Origin of the sequence: Actinoalloteichus sp. GBA129-24 (assembly GCF_001941645.1) — a bacterium.
GTDB lineage: Bacteria > Actinomycetota > Actinomycetes > Mycobacteriales > Pseudonocardiaceae > Actinoalloteichus_A > Actinoalloteichus_A fjordicus.
In genome coordinates this window covers 4,046,472-4,061,246 of sequence record NZ_CP016077.1, presented here as the reverse complement: position 1 = coordinate 4,061,246, position 14,775 = coordinate 4,046,472, and the positions used below count along the sequence as shown (strand labels likewise).

General features: G+C 70.5%; 12 protein-coding genes. 3 read left to right on the top strand and 9 right to left on the bottom strand.

Annotation, left to right across the window (positions count from 1 at the left end):
• Nucleotides 1-7: 7 nt before the first annotated feature.
• From UA75_RS17775 to UA75_RS17765, 4 genes are all read right to left on the bottom strand, one after another.
• Nucleotides 8-1,207 (bottom strand): cytochrome P450, encoded by a 1,200-nt coding sequence (locus UA75_RS17775; protein ID WP_075743925.1) that lies wholly within the window; start codon nucleotides 1,205-1,207, stop codon nucleotides 8-10.
• Nucleotides 1,208-1,390: 183 nt separating this feature from the next.
• Entirely contained in the window at nucleotides 1,391-1,552 is a 162-nt protein-coding gene (locus UA75_RS33050; RefSeq protein WP_157434268.1) for a hypothetical protein, read from the bottom strand.
• Nucleotides 1,553-1,861: 309 nt separating this feature from the next.
• Nucleotides 1,862-2,854, bottom strand: coding sequence for a cytochrome P450 (locus UA75_RS17770; protein ID WP_157434267.1), 993 nt, complete (start codon nucleotides 2,852-2,854; stop codon nucleotides 1,862-1,864).
• Between the two features lie 256 nt (nucleotides 2,855-3,110).
• The gene (locus tag UA75_RS17765; RefSeq protein WP_083683283.1) at nucleotides 3,111-3,833 is read right to left on the bottom strand and encodes a tRNA-dependent cyclodipeptide synthase; all 723 of its coding nucleotides are present in this window, start codon (nucleotides 3,831-3,833) and stop codon (nucleotides 3,111-3,113) included.
• Nucleotides 3,834-4,794: 961 nt separating this feature from the next.
• Here UA75_RS17765 and UA75_RS17760 point away from each other — a divergent pair.
• The gene (locus tag UA75_RS17760; protein ID WP_198044169.1) at nucleotides 4,795-5,859 is read left to right on the top strand and encodes a hypothetical protein; all 1,065 of its coding nucleotides are present in this window, start codon (nucleotides 4,795-4,797) and stop codon (nucleotides 5,857-5,859) included.
• Between the two features lie 322 nt (nucleotides 5,860-6,181).
• On the opposite strand, the gene UA75_RS17755 is transcribed toward UA75_RS17760, so the two are convergent.
• The 4 genes from UA75_RS17755 to map form a co-directional block, all read right to left on the bottom strand.
• Nucleotides 6,182-6,370, bottom strand: a complete 189-nt coding sequence (locus UA75_RS17755) for a hypothetical protein (RefSeq protein WP_075741193.1) — start codon at nucleotides 6,368-6,370, stop codon at nucleotides 6,182-6,184.
• Nucleotides 6,371-6,478: 108 nt separating this feature from the next.
• Entirely contained in the window at nucleotides 6,479-6,730 is a 252-nt protein-coding gene (locus UA75_RS17750) for a hypothetical protein (RefSeq protein WP_075741192.1), read from the bottom strand.
• A 414-nt stretch (nucleotides 6,731-7,144) separates the two neighbouring features.
• On the bottom strand, nucleotides 7,145-9,430 hold the full coding sequence (locus UA75_RS17745) for a heavy metal translocating P-type ATPase (RefSeq protein ID WP_075741191.1): 2,286 nt from the start codon (nucleotides 9,428-9,430) through the stop codon (nucleotides 7,145-7,147).
• A 711-nt stretch (nucleotides 9,431-10,141) separates the two neighbouring features.
• A complete protein-coding gene (gene map / locus UA75_RS17740) occupies nucleotides 10,142-10,966 on the bottom strand; it encodes a type I methionyl aminopeptidase (protein WP_075741190.1) in 825 nt (274 codons plus the stop codon).
• An 87-nt stretch (nucleotides 10,967-11,053) separates the two neighbouring features.
• Here map and UA75_RS17735 point away from each other — a divergent pair, with 87 nt between their 5' ends.
• On the top strand, nucleotides 11,054-11,323 hold the full coding sequence (locus tag UA75_RS17735; protein WP_075741189.1) for a helix-turn-helix domain-containing protein: 270 nt from the start codon (nucleotides 11,054-11,056) through the stop codon (nucleotides 11,321-11,323).
• A gap of 107 nt (nucleotides 11,324-11,430) precedes the next feature.
• Here the strand turns inward: UA75_RS17735 and UA75_RS17730 are convergent, their stop codons facing one another.
• Nucleotides 11,431-13,362, bottom strand: a complete 1,932-nt coding sequence (locus tag UA75_RS17730; RefSeq protein WP_232237298.1) for a bifunctional copper resistance protein CopD/cytochrome c oxidase assembly protein — start codon at nucleotides 13,360-13,362, stop codon at nucleotides 11,431-11,433.
• Between the two features lie 369 nt (nucleotides 13,363-13,731).
• On the opposite strand from UA75_RS17730, the gene UA75_RS17725 reads away from it, so the two are divergent.
• The gene (locus tag UA75_RS17725) at nucleotides 13,732-14,775 is read left to right on the top strand and encodes an ABC transporter substrate-binding protein (RefSeq protein WP_198042754.1); all 1,044 of its coding nucleotides are present in this window, start codon (nucleotides 13,732-13,734) and stop codon (nucleotides 14,773-14,775) included.

Below are 14,775 nucleotides of genomic sequence, written 5' to 3'. Positions count from 1 at the left end.
TCGCCTGCTACCAGGTGACCGGGAGCCTGCGCAGCCCATAGATGGTCATGTCGTCCCGCATCGGCACCTCCGCAGGTTCGACGGCGAGCCGCAGCGTCGGGAATCGCCTGATGAGCGCGGTGTATCCGACGCGCATCTGCATGCGGGCGAGCTGCTGACCGAGACACTGATGCACACCGTGGCCGAAGGCGAGGTGACCGCCTGCCGCCTGCGTGACGTCGAACCGATCCGGATCGGCGAACTTCTCCGGGTCGCGGTCGGCGGCGCTGAGCGAGAGAGTGACCGTGTCGCCTGCCTTGATCAGGTGGCCGTCCAGCTCGACGTCGGCCAATGCGGTCCGCGAGGGTCCGATGTGGAAGATGGTGAGGTAGCGCAGCAGCTCCTCCACGGCGTCGTCGATCAACGCCGGGTCGGTGCGCAGCCGTTCGAGCTGCTCCGGATGGCACAGCAGGGTGTAGGTGCCCAGCGACAGCATGTTCGCGGTCGTCTCGTGCCCGGCGGCCAGCAGGAGGAAGGCGATGTTGGTCAGCTCCTCGTCGGACAGGTCGTTCTCGGCCATCAGCCTGCCGAGGATGTCGTCGGTCGGCTCCCGGCGCTTGCTGAGCACGAGCCTGCGCACGAACTCGTTCACGCTGACGGCCGCCTCCTGGATCTGATCGATCGTCGAGGTCAGGGTCAGCAGCACCGCCGTGTGATGCTGAAACTCGTCGAGTTCGGAGTACGGGGCGCCGAGCAGCTCGCAGATCACCATCGAGGCGATGGGCAGGGAGAAGCTCCGCACCAGGTCGGTCGGGGCCTCCTGACGCTCCATCTCGTCGAGCAGACCCTCGACGATGTGCTCCACCCTCGGCTGGAGGCTGCGCATGCGACGCATGGTGAACTGTCCCGCGAGCAGCTGCCGGTACCTGGTGTGGTCGGGCGGGTCCAGCCGGATGAAGTTCCCCGGATCGGCGGGCGTCTGCGGCTCCTGCGCGACGATGTGCGGGAGCGAGGCGCGCATCAGGTCCTGTCGAGAGCTGAAGCGACGGTCGGCGAGTATCGCTCGCGCGGCGGCGTGGCTGGTCACCAGCCAGCCCAGATGTCCGTCCGGGTAGGTCATCCTGGCGATGGGCTGTCGCTCACGCAGCCGGGCCAGCTCGTCGGGAGGATCCAACGGGCGCTCGCGCAGCGTGGGCAGCAGCGTTACCTCGGAATGGCCTGTTGTCATACCGCGATCTCCTTCTGGCGGTCGAATGTCGAGCTGCTCCGTTTCGGTGTCGGCGAGCGGATCTCCCGTCATCGCGGGAGATCGCAGTCAGCCGATGTGTATCGAGTGGACCAGGTCCGTCGACTGCCAGGAGAAGGGCGATGTCCCATGCTCTCGGCGGCGCCGTCGCAGCGATACGAGGAATCAGGGTTCGCCTGCGGCGAGCCGAATGATCCGGCGGCCGAGCCGGTCGTCTTCCGCCGTCGTCAGTCGCACCTCGTGATGGGTGCCGACGACTGCCGGTGCCAGATCGCGGGACTCGGCATGGCCGCGATGTCGGCCGAGTATCGTGCCTGCGTCGAGCACTCTGCGTACTGTCGGGCGGCAACGCGGCATCCGAGTGATCATGATCTCGCGGTCCCCTGTCGAGACCGGTGTCGAGCTCGGCCGGTGTGTGTCTACTCGGCCGGTCGCCGGAATCAGCGGCCGCGGAATGGTGTGTCTGGTCGCTCGCCCTCGCTCGCCGCCGCCCTCGGCGGTAATGACTTCCTCCATCGCCAACCACCTGTTCGGGCAAGTCGCGGCCGCTCGTCCGAATGGATGCTACGTGGCGCCATCGAGGCGCTCCAGCATCCTTCGTGGGAATAGGGGTCACCGCACCGGAGAGACAGGGGGTCAGGTGTTCGCCGGGCCGCTGGGTGCTGCTGACTCGTGGTGCCGGGCTCGCGTCGGGAGGCCCGACGGCTGCGGTGCGGGGTGTGGAAGCGGGTGCCGACGGGTAAGACTCGGGGCGGCGGATCGTCCTGATGCCGGGTCTGTGATCGGCTGTCGGCTGTCGTCGGGGCGCGCGATCCCGGACGAGCATTCGCCGACGGCGTCGCCTGCGTCCCGCGCGGGGTCCTTTCCGCCGCACGGGAGACGAGCATCGTCGGCCTCGCCTTGGCCGACGAAGAATAGATACGAGAACACGGCGCAGTCCCCTCGGGCCAGGCACAGCCCGGCGATGTCCGCGTCCTCGACGGCGCGACGCGGGGCGCCGCCGGTGGCCAGCGGCGTGTAGCGCAGCAGTTCGTCGACGGACTGGGGGATCAGCTCCGGCCGGTCGCGGAGTTCGTTCCAGACGTCCGGATGGGACAGCAGAGCCAGGGAGGCATTGGTGAGGAAGCCGACTGTGCTCTCGTGACCGGCGGCCCACAGCATCCCCGCGATCTCGGCCAGCTCGTGCGGGGAGAGCATGCCCTCGGCAGCGCGCTGGAACCGGGCCATGAGGTGATCGCCGGTCAGGTGCACAGGGTTGGCGTACCAGTCGGTGAACGACCGGTGGTAGTCGAGCCAGGCCGTCTCGATGTCGTCACGCGAGTAGGCGGCGCCGTTGAGGCCGATGAGGGCGTCGGCGTGGAGCCTGCGCCGCAGCCGTGGTGAGAGATCGCCCAGCAGCGCGCGGCCGCTCATCTCGAACGGCAGCGGAAGTGCGATGGCGGTGTGCAGGTCCATGGGCGGACCCTGGCGGCGCAGGCGGCTCAGGAACCGTTGTGCGGCCTCGGCGGCATGCTGTCGCTGGGCGTCGGCGGCCTGCGAACTCAACGCCTGTCGGAACAGCCTGCGCAGCTCCGGCCGCTCCAGCACGGGTGTGGCGTCACCTCGGGTGCCCGGTGGTCGGAACCGCACGGCCTCCTGCCTCGGGGAGTCATCTGCGCTCGCGGCCCGGAGGCTCATCCGAGGGTCGGCCAGACAGGCGCGGGCGACCTCGGCCTGAGTGACCAGCCAGACCGTGTCGCCGTTGCGGGTGCGTACCCGGTATCCCGGCTCGGCGGTGTCCCGCAGCCGGGTCGTCCAGGCGGGCAGTCGGTGGTCCCACCCCCTCGAAGGGCCAGATCGGAATGTCGTCGATCGGCAACATCGCCGTTCCTTTCTCCTGCTCAGCTCAGCCGGGCAGGGTGGTCGCGGCGGAGGCGGAGCTCTCCGCCGCAGTCGTCGCCGGGCGGATCAGCGCACATCCCGGGGAGGGGACGGGGCGCAGCGGGCCGCGTGCGGCGACCACCTCGCGGATGAATTCGGCGGCTCGGTGATAGAAGCTCACCGACGACGGCACACCGAGGATGCCGGCGGTGTCGACGACGAATGGCAGCTCAGCCACGACGTACCGGGCACCCTGTTCGATCTGCTCGTCGGTGAACGGGACGCTCGGCCGCCGGGACTCCAGCACGACGCGGCTGGTGTGCAGGCAGGCCCGTCGCAGTGGCGACGGTTGTGCGACCGCTGCCTCCGCCTGGCTCAGCAGGGCCCGATAGCGCGGGCATTCGGCGAACTCCGAGAGCAGGTGCCAGCGCTCGGGGGCACGTTCCAGCCCGATCTGATCCCAGGCCCGCACCACCCGGTTGCACTCTTCCCGGCTCCGCTCCTGGGTTTCCTTCTCCGAATGTCCCAATTCGAGTTGGGTGTGCACCAAAGTCGTGTCGGGAATGACGACGTCGACCTCCGCGAACCTCCGGTGTGCCCATCCCAGCAGTCGAGTCAGCAGCGCCACGCTGAGGTAGCTGCCCCGGACTGACGCTGACCAGAAGATGTTCCGTCCGTTCGCACACCCGTCGGCAGTTATCACTATTGGGTTGAACGGTGAAGTCAGAAACAGTGTGTCCTGCGGCATCCTCGGGCCTGTCGTCGCTCGCGGTGGTCGAGGTCGAGCACATTGATCTTTCCCTTCGGCTCCAGGGGAACCCGCTGCTGGGAACTCGCCGGTCAAGGATGCACCGGAATTCGAGAGTCGCAGCGATATCGATCCTTATCGCACTCGTTAGAGGCGCCATGACAGGGTGAATTGGTCGCCGGTCGGTTCTTCTGGTCGCAATGATTCGGACTGATTTCCGGAGCTTCCTTTCCTGGAAAGTGAAGTCGATCTTTATTCATGGTCGAGTCTTACGTTCGACGCGGAATGAGCCCTCCTCGGGTTCGCTGCGCGCCGGCGCCGGAATTCCTCCGACCGGCGATGCGGCCCGTCCCGATGCACGGTGGATGCCGGGTCGTCGGTCTCCTCATGGCATGTCGAGGCCGGTGCCCGCCGGGGCCCGTCCGGGTGTCTGACGTGGGCGCCCATCGAGCTACAGCGCCGCGATGCGCCTATTCCCCCGGTCGGGACGGCGGTCGAGCGTCGCAGGTGGGGGATTGACGAGTCGCAGGGCGAGCATGACGCTGAGCAACGGTCCCGCGCGGTGGCGATGTGGCGGGCGTGCTTCCCGCGGGCCTGGGCACGCCATGGCTGGGAAAGCGCTTTCTCGAGACCGGAAGGGATGATCCGCCGTCCGGTGTGGACCGGCGATGTCTGCCTGCCACCCCCTTGTGCACCGCGCCTGCCGAGAAGAACGACAAGTCGACGATGACGAGGAGATCTTCATGCACCGCAGACACCGATGGCGTCCGGGACGGCGACTGACCACCGTCTCGACAGCCCTGACCGCAGCCGTCGCTCTGATCTTCGGCCTCACCACGATGGGCGCCGCCGCTCCCGTGCCTGCGGCCGAGCCGCCCGGCGACGAGGCGTCGCCGACGGGGTCGTCTTCGGTGACGGGACCACCCACCGCGAGCAGGACGACGTCCGCCAGTCGATCGCCGTGCTCGACGGCGAGACCGGCGCGCTTCGGACCGCCGCCCCGGTGCCTGCCGACTACCTCGCAGACGGCCCGATGTACGCGCGCTTCGGCGTCGGCCACCTCGACGGCGTCACCCCGAGTCTGGTGGCGTACCTGAAGAACCGGGTGGGCAACGGTGGCTTCAACCTCGTCATCGGTGCCTGGCAGTTCGACGGCGAGGACCTGACGCAGGAGTGGAGATGGCTGCGCGGAGATCAGGACGCGCCGGACGGGCACAACACCCGCATCATCGACGTCGACGGTGACGGGAAGGACGAGATCGTCGAGATCGGATTCGTCCTCAATGGCGACGGCACCCTGCGCTACTCGCTGGCCGACGCGGGCATCGTCCACGGCGACCGCTTTCACATCGCCGACATCGATCCGCAACGGCCCGGTCTGGAGGGCTACGGCGTGCAGCAGGACAACCCCAGCGGCCTGCGCGAGTACTACTACGACGCCGCCGACGGCGAGATGATCTGGCAGCACTTCGGTGACGGCGTCGCCGACGTCGGGCGGGGCATGGTCGGCGACATCGACCCCCGCTTCCCCGGCATGGAGGTCTGGTCCTTCTCCGGCCTCTACAACGCCTCCACCGACGAGCTCACCGAACCCGACACCGGGCTGGCGCCGTGGCCGCAGCTGGGGTTGTGGTGGGACGGCGATCTCACCATGGAACTGCTCAACGACGGCAAGTTCGAGAAGTGGGACCCCGAGAACCCGAGGCCGAGCAACAGCCTGCGCCGGCTGCTGCGGAACTCCGACTACGGGGCGGTCAACGCGCACGGGGTGAACCCCGCACTCGTCGGTGACATCCTGGGCGACTGGCGCGAAGAGGTCGTCTACACCAACGCCGACCGCGACGAGCTGATCGTCTTCACGACCGACCAGCCCACCGACACGCGGCTCTACACCCTGGCCCACAACCCGGCCTACCGCAATGCCATGACCCTGCACGGTTATCTGCAGTCACATCACGTCGACTACTTCCTCGGTCACGGGATGAGCACGCCCCCGAGGCCTGCCATCTCCTACGTCGGGGAGTGACGACGACTTTGAGCGGCCGAGCCGAGCGGGATGCCCGGCCTGCTCGGTTGGTGCGCGATCCGGGGTCGTTCGAGGCGGAGCGCGCTCAGCCCGGCGGTCTCGGATCATGCCTCGTCCTGCCCCGGTCCGCAGACCTCGTGCCCTGCGGGCCTGCTCGCCGCCGCCGACGAGCGGGCGCCGAGAACGTCGCGTCATCCCTCGGAGCAGAGACCCCGGACGCTCGCCGGGACGGGCTCCGGGGTGATTCCTCGACGTCGTCGTGCGTCCGAGGCCGCCTCCATCGTCCGGACGCCGACGCAGGCCACCGCGTCCGGGACGGTGCTCAGCGCAGGCAGCGCCGCCGAGACGGCCTGCCCGTCCGATCGATCGAGGCCGTCAGACAGCCTCCGGCCGCGCTGCTGACGTCGGCAGGCGCGGCAGACCAGGCGGCCTGGAGGTCGGGATCGGGCAGCGGGAGGTAGTCGTCGGCTCGCTCGGGCAGCTCGATCAGATCGGTGCAGGCCGGCCGCATCGTCGTGATCTCGGCACGGCCCTGGGCGTCGATGCTGCGGAGCAGGTCCCCGATGCCCTGGTGATAAGGCGCCGCGAACGGGGCCTAATTCGCCCGCGACCGGCGGTGTCAGGAGAGCCCGTCGCGGATCCGGCTGATCAGCACCGCTGCCGGGCGGTTGGCGGACGCCGCCCAGGCCGCCTCGTCGTCGTCGAGTTCGGCAGCGGCGATGATCTCGTCGAGTTCGAGGTCGTGGTCCTTCGCGACGGCGGAGACGACGTCGACCAGGCCGTCTGCGGCGTCGCAGTTCGACACCGCTTCGCCCAGGTCCTCTCCGTAGGCCTGGGTAACGGCGGCCACGACTGCTTCGAGGTCGAACATGGGATCGTTCCTCCGGGTCCAGAGTTCGTGTCGTCGATGATCCGACCCTGAGCCGGGGCGGGCCGGGTCGAGGTGCCGACCCCCGGCCGGCGAGCAGCGGCTCGTGGACGGGGCGCGGCGGTGCGGGAGGCATGGGGGAGGCTCGGTCGTCGAGGCCGAGAACTCGATCATCGCGATCGTCGCACACGATGTCGACGAGCGGGAGCGTCGACGCGGTCCGGATCGTGATCCCGGCCGTGTGTCCACGATGCCGACCAGGTCCGGTGCCTGCCGGACCTACCCGCCGTCCTGCCCGTGTCTCGCCGGGGGACGGCCTGCCGGACGCCGCTGGAGCCGAAGGGACGCCGCTGGAGCCGCCGGACGCCGACTGCGCGGCGGCGCCGTCGGCGAGTCCGGGGCCGCCACGGCGCTCGGCTACGGCCGGGGTTCGGCGCTTCCCGGCCCGACGTCGACGCTCGAGAAGCGCCGCAGCCGCAGGCTGTTGCTCACCACCAGCAGCGAGGACAGCGACATGGCCGCGCCGGCGATCAACGGGTTGAGCAGGCCGAATGCCGCCAGCGGAATTCCCGCCAGGTTGTAGACGAACGCCCAGCCGAGATTGCCGTGAATGGTGCGCAGCGTCTGATGGGAGAGCAGGATCGCGTCCGCGACCACGCGGAGGTCGTCCCGCACCAGGATGACGTCGGCCGAACGCAGGGCGATGTCGGTGCCGCGCGCCATGGCCAGACCCAGGTCCGCCGTGGCCAGCGCCGGGGCGTCGTTGACGCCGTCGCCCACCATGGCCACCCGACGGCCCGCGCCCTGCAGCTCCGCGACGGCGGCCGCCTTCTCGGCGGGCAGCACGCCTGCCGACACCTCGGTGATGCCCACCTCGTCGGCGACGGCTCTCGCCGTGATCTCGGTGTCTCCGCTCAACAACAGGGTGCGCAGGCCGAGTCGGTGCAGGTGCGCGACGGCCTCGCGCGCACCCGGCCTGACCTCGTCACGAACCACCAGCAGCCCCACGACGATCTCGTCGACCGCCACGACGACGGCCGTCGCTCCGGTCCGTTGTGCGTCGGCGAGTCGCTCCGCAATAGCGGCATCGATCGAGATGTCCTCGTCGGCGAGCAGCGACGCCCGGCCGATGAGGACTGCCCGGCCCTCGACCTCGCCGCGCGCGCCGAGACCGGGCGAGGCCGTGAAACGGTCCACCTCGGGCAGGTCGCCGAGTTCGGCGTGGGCCCGCGCCGTCACGGCCGCCGCGATCGGGTGTTCCGAGGCGCTCTCCACCGCCGCCGCGAGCCGGAGGACCTGGTCTGCCGGGAGGCTCCCGACGGGAACGATCTCGGTGAGCGTCATCCGTCCGGTGGTCACCGTCCCGGTCTTGTCCAGCACGACCGTGTCGATGCGCCTGCTGGTCTCCAGGGCCTCCGGACCCTTGATGAGGATGCCGAGCTGTGCGCCTCGTCCGACGCCCACCATCAACGCGGTCGGTGTCGCGAGCCCCAGCGCGCAGGGGCAGGCGATGATCAGCACCGACACGGCGGCCCGGAACGCCTCCGTCGTGGCATGGCCGGTGAGCAGCCAGCTGGCGAAGGTGATCGCCGTGATCACCAGCACCACGGGGACGAAGATCGCGCAGATCCGGTCGGCCAGCCGTTGGATGCGGGCCTTGCCCGCCTGCGCGCGCTCGGCGAGCGCACTCATCTGCGCGAGCTGCGACCGGGCACCGACCGCGGTGGCCTGCACCACGAGCCGCCCGCTGAGATTGATGGTCCCGCCGACCACCCTCGTCTCGGGGCCGACCTCGGCGGGCACCGACTCGCCGGTGATCGCACTGGTGTCCACAGTGGACAGGCCGCGTTCCACCCGGCCGTCGGCGGCGATCTTCTCGCCGGGGCGCACGATGAACAGGTCGCCGACGGCGAGCGCGCCGATCGGGACGACGGTCTCCACTCCCGCGCGCAGCACGCGGACGTCCTTGGCGGCGAGCCCGTCCAGCGCAGTCAGCAGGTCGACCGCACGGTGGCGGGACCGCATCTCGAAGTAGCGACCGGCCAGCAGGAACGTCGTCACCCCGGCCGCGACCTCCAGGTACACCGCGTCCGCACCGGCGGCCGTGGTGCCGAAGCCGAGCCAGTAGCCCGGTTCGGCGGAGCCGCCCAGCAGCAGCGAGAAGACCGACCAGCCGTAGGAGGCGAGCACGCCGAGGGACACCAGCGTGTCCATCGTCGACGAACCGTGCCGCAGCGCTTGCAGGGCAGCGCGGTGGAACGGCGCCGCAGACCAGAAGACGACCGGGGTGGCGAGCAGCAGGCACAGCAGCTCCCAGTAGGGAAACCGCAGCTCGGGCACCAGCGCGAGTGTGATGGCGATGTTCCCGAGCGGCACCGCGAGCAACGCCGCCACCGCCAGCCGCCGCCGAAGCTCCCTGATCTGCCGGGCCCGGGACTGCCGCTGTTCGGCATCGCCCGGCGCCTGCCGCACCGTCGCCTGGTAGCCCGCGCGTTCGACCACGGCGAGGAGTCCCTCGGGCGTCACCGCCGACGTGTGGTGCACCACCGCACGCTCGGTCGCGAAGTTTACCGAGGCGCGGGCACCGTCGACCTTGTTCAGGGCTCGTTCCACGCGGGCGGCGCAGGCTGCGCAGGTCATCCCGCCGAGGATCAGCTCGACGCGCTGCTCGGCGGTGTCGGGGGGTCTGGTGTGGGCGGACATGGCTCTCCGTCATTCCGGTGGCTGCTGTCGGTGGTGACGGCGACAGGACCGGACCGAGAATGCGCTCGCACAGTACGCCGCCTGCCGCGCGCCGGAAGCAGCCCCTGCCGGTCGGACTCCTCGGGAACCGGGCGGCCTCGCCGTCCGACTACCTGCACGGTGACGGTGACAGCCGCCGGTGACGGCGTGGATCGACGAGGAGGTGAGGCAGGCGGCGGACGGCGGCCTTCGCGCCGGTGTGAGGCTGCGCCCGAGGGCATGGGCCGTGACGGCGACCGCCCCGGTGATGACCGCCGCAGTACTGACCGACTCGCTGACGGCCGACTCGCTGACGGCCCCGAGCTGCGGGCTCGCGCCGCGACGGCTGTTTCCGACGACACCGCGTGGAATCGCCGGTGACGAAGGAGCCCGCCGTCGGCCGCACCGCCGCACTGATTCTGGCGGCGGCCGAGACGTCCGCCGCCGTGATCACCCGACTTCCCTGGATCGGCCCGCACCGGGCGGCTCGCTGGAATCGGGACTGCGGCGGACACCCGATTCGACCACGCCGCAGCCCACTTCCCGACGGAGACGAGTCCGGCGGCCCGCGTCGCGGCGCCGGGATCGTGGAGGTGCCGGGCCGAGATGACCGGGCCCGACCACGGCCACCTGGGCCGCCCCGAGGGTCACCAGCGCCGTTCACTGGGGCAGGGCTCGGGCGATCGGGGCGGCCTAGGCGTCCGTCGTGGACAGTCGACCGGCCGAGTTCCCCTGCGGCGCAGAGTTCTCCGCTTCCCGCCGGGTGAGCACCAGCGGGGCGCCCTCGGTGACGGCCACCGTGTGCTCGGAGTGAGCCGTGCGCGAGCCGTCCGCCGACCGGATGGTCCAGCCGTCGGGGTCGTAGACGATCCGGTCGGTCGTCCTGGCGAACCAGGGTTCGAGGGCGAGGGTCAGCCCCGGCCGGAGCTTCATGCCTCGGCCCGCCCGGCCCTTGTTGGCGACGTGGAGATCCTCGTGCATGGTGCGGCCGATGCCGTGACCACCGAACTCGGTGTTGACCGGATAGCCGTGGGCGGCTGCCACCGCCCCGATCGCCGCCGAGATGTCGCCCAGGCGGTTGCCCGGCCGCGCCGCCTCGATCGCCGCCGCCAACGCCTCCTCGGTGGCGCGGATGAGTCGCAGGTCCTCCTCGGCTGCGGTTCCGACGATGATCGTGCGCGCCGAGTCCGCCGCCCAGCCGTCGATGGTGACCGCGAGATCCGCACTGAGCACGTCCCCGTCGCGCAGGGTGTAGTCGTGGGGCAGGCCGTGCAGGACGGCGTCGTTGACGGACAGGCAGATGACGTTGCGGAACGGGCCCTTGCCGAAGGACGGGGTGTAGTCCCAGTAGCACGACTCCGCCCCGCGCCGGGTGATCATGCCGCGCACGTGGTGCTCTAGGTCCAGGAGGTTGACGCCCACGTCGGCGAGCCTGGCGACCTCGGAGAGCACCTCGGCGACGAAACGCCCGGCCACCTGCATGCGTCCGATCTCCGCAGGCGTCTTCAGTTCGATCACGATTACCTCACGTCACAGGGTATTGGTATTATTATACCGGCACCCTAGCACCTACCGGTATAATAATACCAACCATATCCTGGGGGCATGGTCCGTCAACCGCTCACGTCCGAGCAGCTCGAAGCAGGCAGACGTCTCGGCGCCCTGCTGCGCCGCGCGCGAGCGGGACGGGACCTGGCGGAAGTCGCACAGGCGGCGGGCATTTCGCCGGAGACCCTGCGCAAGATCGAGACCGGCCGACTGCCGTCCCCCGGATTCGGCACGATCGTCTGCCTGGGCGAGGCGCTCGACGTGCCGGTTCAGGACCTGGCGGCGACCTGGCGCGGCAACGACCTGCCGTTGGAGGCCGTCTCGTAGTCGCAGTCTCTGCCGCCCGCGATGCCGCCCGCGATGCCGCCGCCCCCGTCGCACGGCCGGCGCGATGCCAGTGCCGCCGCCATGGTCCGGCCGTGCCCGGGAGCCGGTCAGTCTCGTCGGTCGGCCAGCGCCGCGAGCATCGCGTTGTAGGAGTCCAGGTTGTTCCCGTCGCCGCGCGCCGCACCCTCCCGACGATCGTGTCGACGCGAGTCCTGCTCGTCTTGTCGGGACCACTGGACGAGCAGGGCGATGAGCACGAGCACCATCGGCACCTCGCCCGCGACCCAGGCGATCGCCCCACCGAGATGCTGATCGGCGAGCAGGTCGGGCACCCAGCCCACGTCGAGAGAGCGGTAGTACATCTCGCCGATCAGCGTCGGCCTGCTCATCAGCAGCACCCCGAAGAACGCGTGGAACGGCATCGCGGCGAACAGCATGCCCAGCCTGGCCAGATGCGGCAGTGGCCGAGGCGGCCGGTCCACGCCGATGACCAGCCAGTAGAAGACGTAGCCGGACACCAGGAAGTGGACGGTCATCAGCTGGTGCGCCCAGTGCTCCGGCATCGCCTCGCCGAAGAGGCCGGTGAAGTACAGCCCGAAGAGCGAGCCGATGAACACCACGGAGGCCGTCACGGGATGCAGCAGCAGCCGGGCTGCCCTGGAATGGGACAGCGACACCAGCCATTCCCTCGGCCCCGGCGGGCGTCCCTCGCCTGCGGCGGGCAGGGCGCGCAGCGCGAGCGTGATCGGTCCGCCCAGCACCAGCAGCACCGGAGCCAGCATGTTCAGCGTCATGTGCGTGGCCATGTGGATGCTGAAGGCGCCGGGGGCGAACCGACCGAGCCCGGACGACGTCGCGACCAGGACGACCAGACAGCCGCCGATCCAGGCCACGGTGCGCCCGACCGGCCAGCGGTCGCCTCGGCGTCGCAGCCTGCGCGCCCCGAACAGGTAGAGCACCAGCGCGGCCAGCGCCCCGACGCCGACCACCAGGTTGAGCCGCCAGCCCAGCACCATGCTCGCGAGGTCGGGTGCGGCGGTCAGCTCGTAGCCGATCAGCGTCTCCATGATCGACGCGGGATCGGAGAAGAACGCGGGCAACACGAGTCGGCTCAGCGCGGCGGACACCCCGGCGGCCAGTCCCAGCACGACCACCTCGATCAGGAGCAGCCGGGCCACCGGTCGTCGGTCGTCGGCCAAGGAGGGCCGAAGCCACCGCCGTCGCAGGACGACCACGATCGCGGCGAGTCCGACCAGGACGAGGGCCTTGACGATGATCAGCAGTCCGTAGCCGGTGCTGAGCAGGCCGGCAGGCCGGGCCCCGATCAGGCCGCTGATCACTCCCGAGCCGCCGAGGATGACGAGGCAGCCGAGGGAGAGGCGGTGGTAACGCCGGATCGCCAGGTCCTGACGGGCTCCGCCGCGACGCACATGCAGCAGCAACGCGACCAGCGTGCCCAGCCAGAGTGCCGCCGCCACCGCGTGCCACAGCATCGCGTTGGTCGCCACGTCGTGCCAGACACCCACGGCGGCATGCCCGACGACGACCGGTGCGAGCACGCCGAACGCGGCGACCACGAGCAGCAGCACGCTCGGGCGCCAGGACAGCGTCCAGCGCGCACCCACGGCCACGAAGACCGCGCAGAACAGCACGAACACCCACGCCTTCGGCTCCTCGAGCGCGTCGACGAGGCCCCACAGGACGGCAGGCTCCGCCATCCTGGCCACCGGTCGACCGGCGACGTCAGCCGCGCTGAACGGGACGAGCAACACCGCCGCCCCCGCCCAGCAGACCGCCGCACGACCCGCCGTCCGCAGCGCGGCATAGCCGTCGGCGGTCACGGTGCCCGTCGGCGCGGACGGCGTGCAGAAGGCGGCGAACACCAACGAACCGAGGCAGACCGCGCCCGCGAGCCGGGCCGACAGCCGTAGCAGCGTCGCGCCCAGCGAGGTGATCAGGCCGGGGTCCTCGTCACCGAGCGGCGCGTGCACGTCACCGGCGAGAGCCACGGTCACCGCGACGACGGCCACGGCGATCACCACCGAAAGCGTCAGGCCGCCACGGATCAGGCGGCGGGTTCCCAGATCTGGTCTGTCACGTCTCTGCACGCTCCAGAGGTCGGCCCGTCCGCCCGGATGGTTCCCTGCCCTGCCGAGGGATTGCACCGGGCAGGCAGGCAGCCGTCGCCCCCCGCGGCCGAGGGCCAGGTCAGCCGCCTGCCCGTGCCGGGGAGAACGGCTCGGCCGACCAGGCGGCGGAGACCCTTCTCACGCCCGGCGTCGTCGACGCGGCCTCCGCTTCAGTCGTCCACAGTCGGCGGGAACTTCGATCCGCACCGGCCCGACCGATTCAAGGACGTCTCGCGACCGCTGTCGCGAGGTGCGGCGACGGCAGAGGAGGAGACGACCGTGGTGACTCGGCGAAGGCTGATCGCCGTGGCGGCGGCGGCGGTGCTGGCGGCCTCGGCGGGCTGTGCGAACACGGTTTCGGAGACCCCGCCTGTGGGTGCTGCGGCGCAGCAGAGCCCGGCGGGCTACCCCGTGGTGATCGAGAACTGCGGCGAGGAGTACACCTTCCCCGCACCGCCCGAACGCACCGTCGTGATGAACGGCGGCTCGGTCGCCGAGGTCTCCTCGATGCTGGCGCTGGGGCTGGGCGATCGGATCGTGGCCAACGCGCAGGACTACGGGGCCTCGGAGGTCGACGGTCGGCAGCAGGAGATCGAGGCGCTGTCGACCGGCGGCCTCGCACTGAACGAGTCGGGCGACATCCCGCGCGAGGCGATGCTCGCCCTGCGGCCGGACTTCGTGCTCGCCACCTACGACGGTGGCTTCTCCGCCGACCTGGGGCATGCGACCAGGGACGAACTGCGGCGGCTCGGCGCGAACAGCTATGTCCCGGCCCGAAGCTGCGGCCCGACGGGCACGGTCGACGGCGAACCGGTCATTGAGGACGGCTACGAGCTGATCACCGACCTCGGCACGATCTTCGACGTCCCGGAGCGGGCCGAGGAGGTCATCGCGCAGTCGCGCGCGGCGATCGCGGAGATCGAGGCCCAGGTGGCGGGGGCGGCGGAGAAGAACGTCCTCGTCTTGTTCGTCGGCATGAGCATGGGCTCGGGCGGACTCGGCGACGTCGGAGCCACCGGAATCTGGAACGACGTCCTGGCTCGGGCGGGCGCGGTGAACGCCTTCGGCGACGCCTCCGAGGGCATGTTCGCCGACGTGAGCCGGGAACACGCCGCTCAGGCCGCCGTCGACGGCGTGGTCATCGTGAGCTACCGGCACCCCGACCCGGAGTCGGAGGCACGCAGGCTGTTCGACGAGTTCCCCCAGTGGGCGGCCGCGCGCGACGAGGACTTCGTGGTGCTGTCGGACTCGATCTACCTGGGTCCGAGCAACGCCGAGGCCGTCGAGGCGATCGCGCGCATGGCGCATCCCGAAAGGTTCTGA

What these genes read in the sequence shown, in the direction of transcription:
- UA75_RS17775 (WP_075743925.1), bottom strand. Translation starts at nt 1,207, where the DNA reads ATGACAACAGGCCATTCCGAGGTAACGCTGCTGCCCACGCTGCGCGAG.
- UA75_RS17765 (WP_083683283.1), bottom strand. Translation starts at nt 3,833, where the DNA reads ATGCCGCAGGACACACTGTTTCTGACTTCACCGTTCAACCCAATAGTG.
- UA75_RS17755 (WP_075741193.1), bottom strand. Translation starts at nt 6,370, where the DNA reads ATGCGGCCGGCCTGCACCGATCTGATCGAGCTGCCCGAGCGAGCCGAC.
- UA75_RS17750 (WP_075741192.1), bottom strand. Translation starts at nt 6,730, where the DNA reads ATGTTCGACCTCGAAGCAGTCGTGGCCGCCGTTACCCAGGCCTACGGA.
- UA75_RS17745 (WP_075741191.1), bottom strand. Translation starts at nt 9,430, where the DNA reads ATGTCCGCCCACACCAGACCCCCCGACACCGCCGAGCAGCGCGTCGAG.
- UA75_RS17735 (WP_075741189.1), top strand. Translation starts at nt 11,054, where the DNA reads ATGGTCCGTCAACCGCTCACGTCCGAGCAGCTCGAAGCAGGCAGACGT.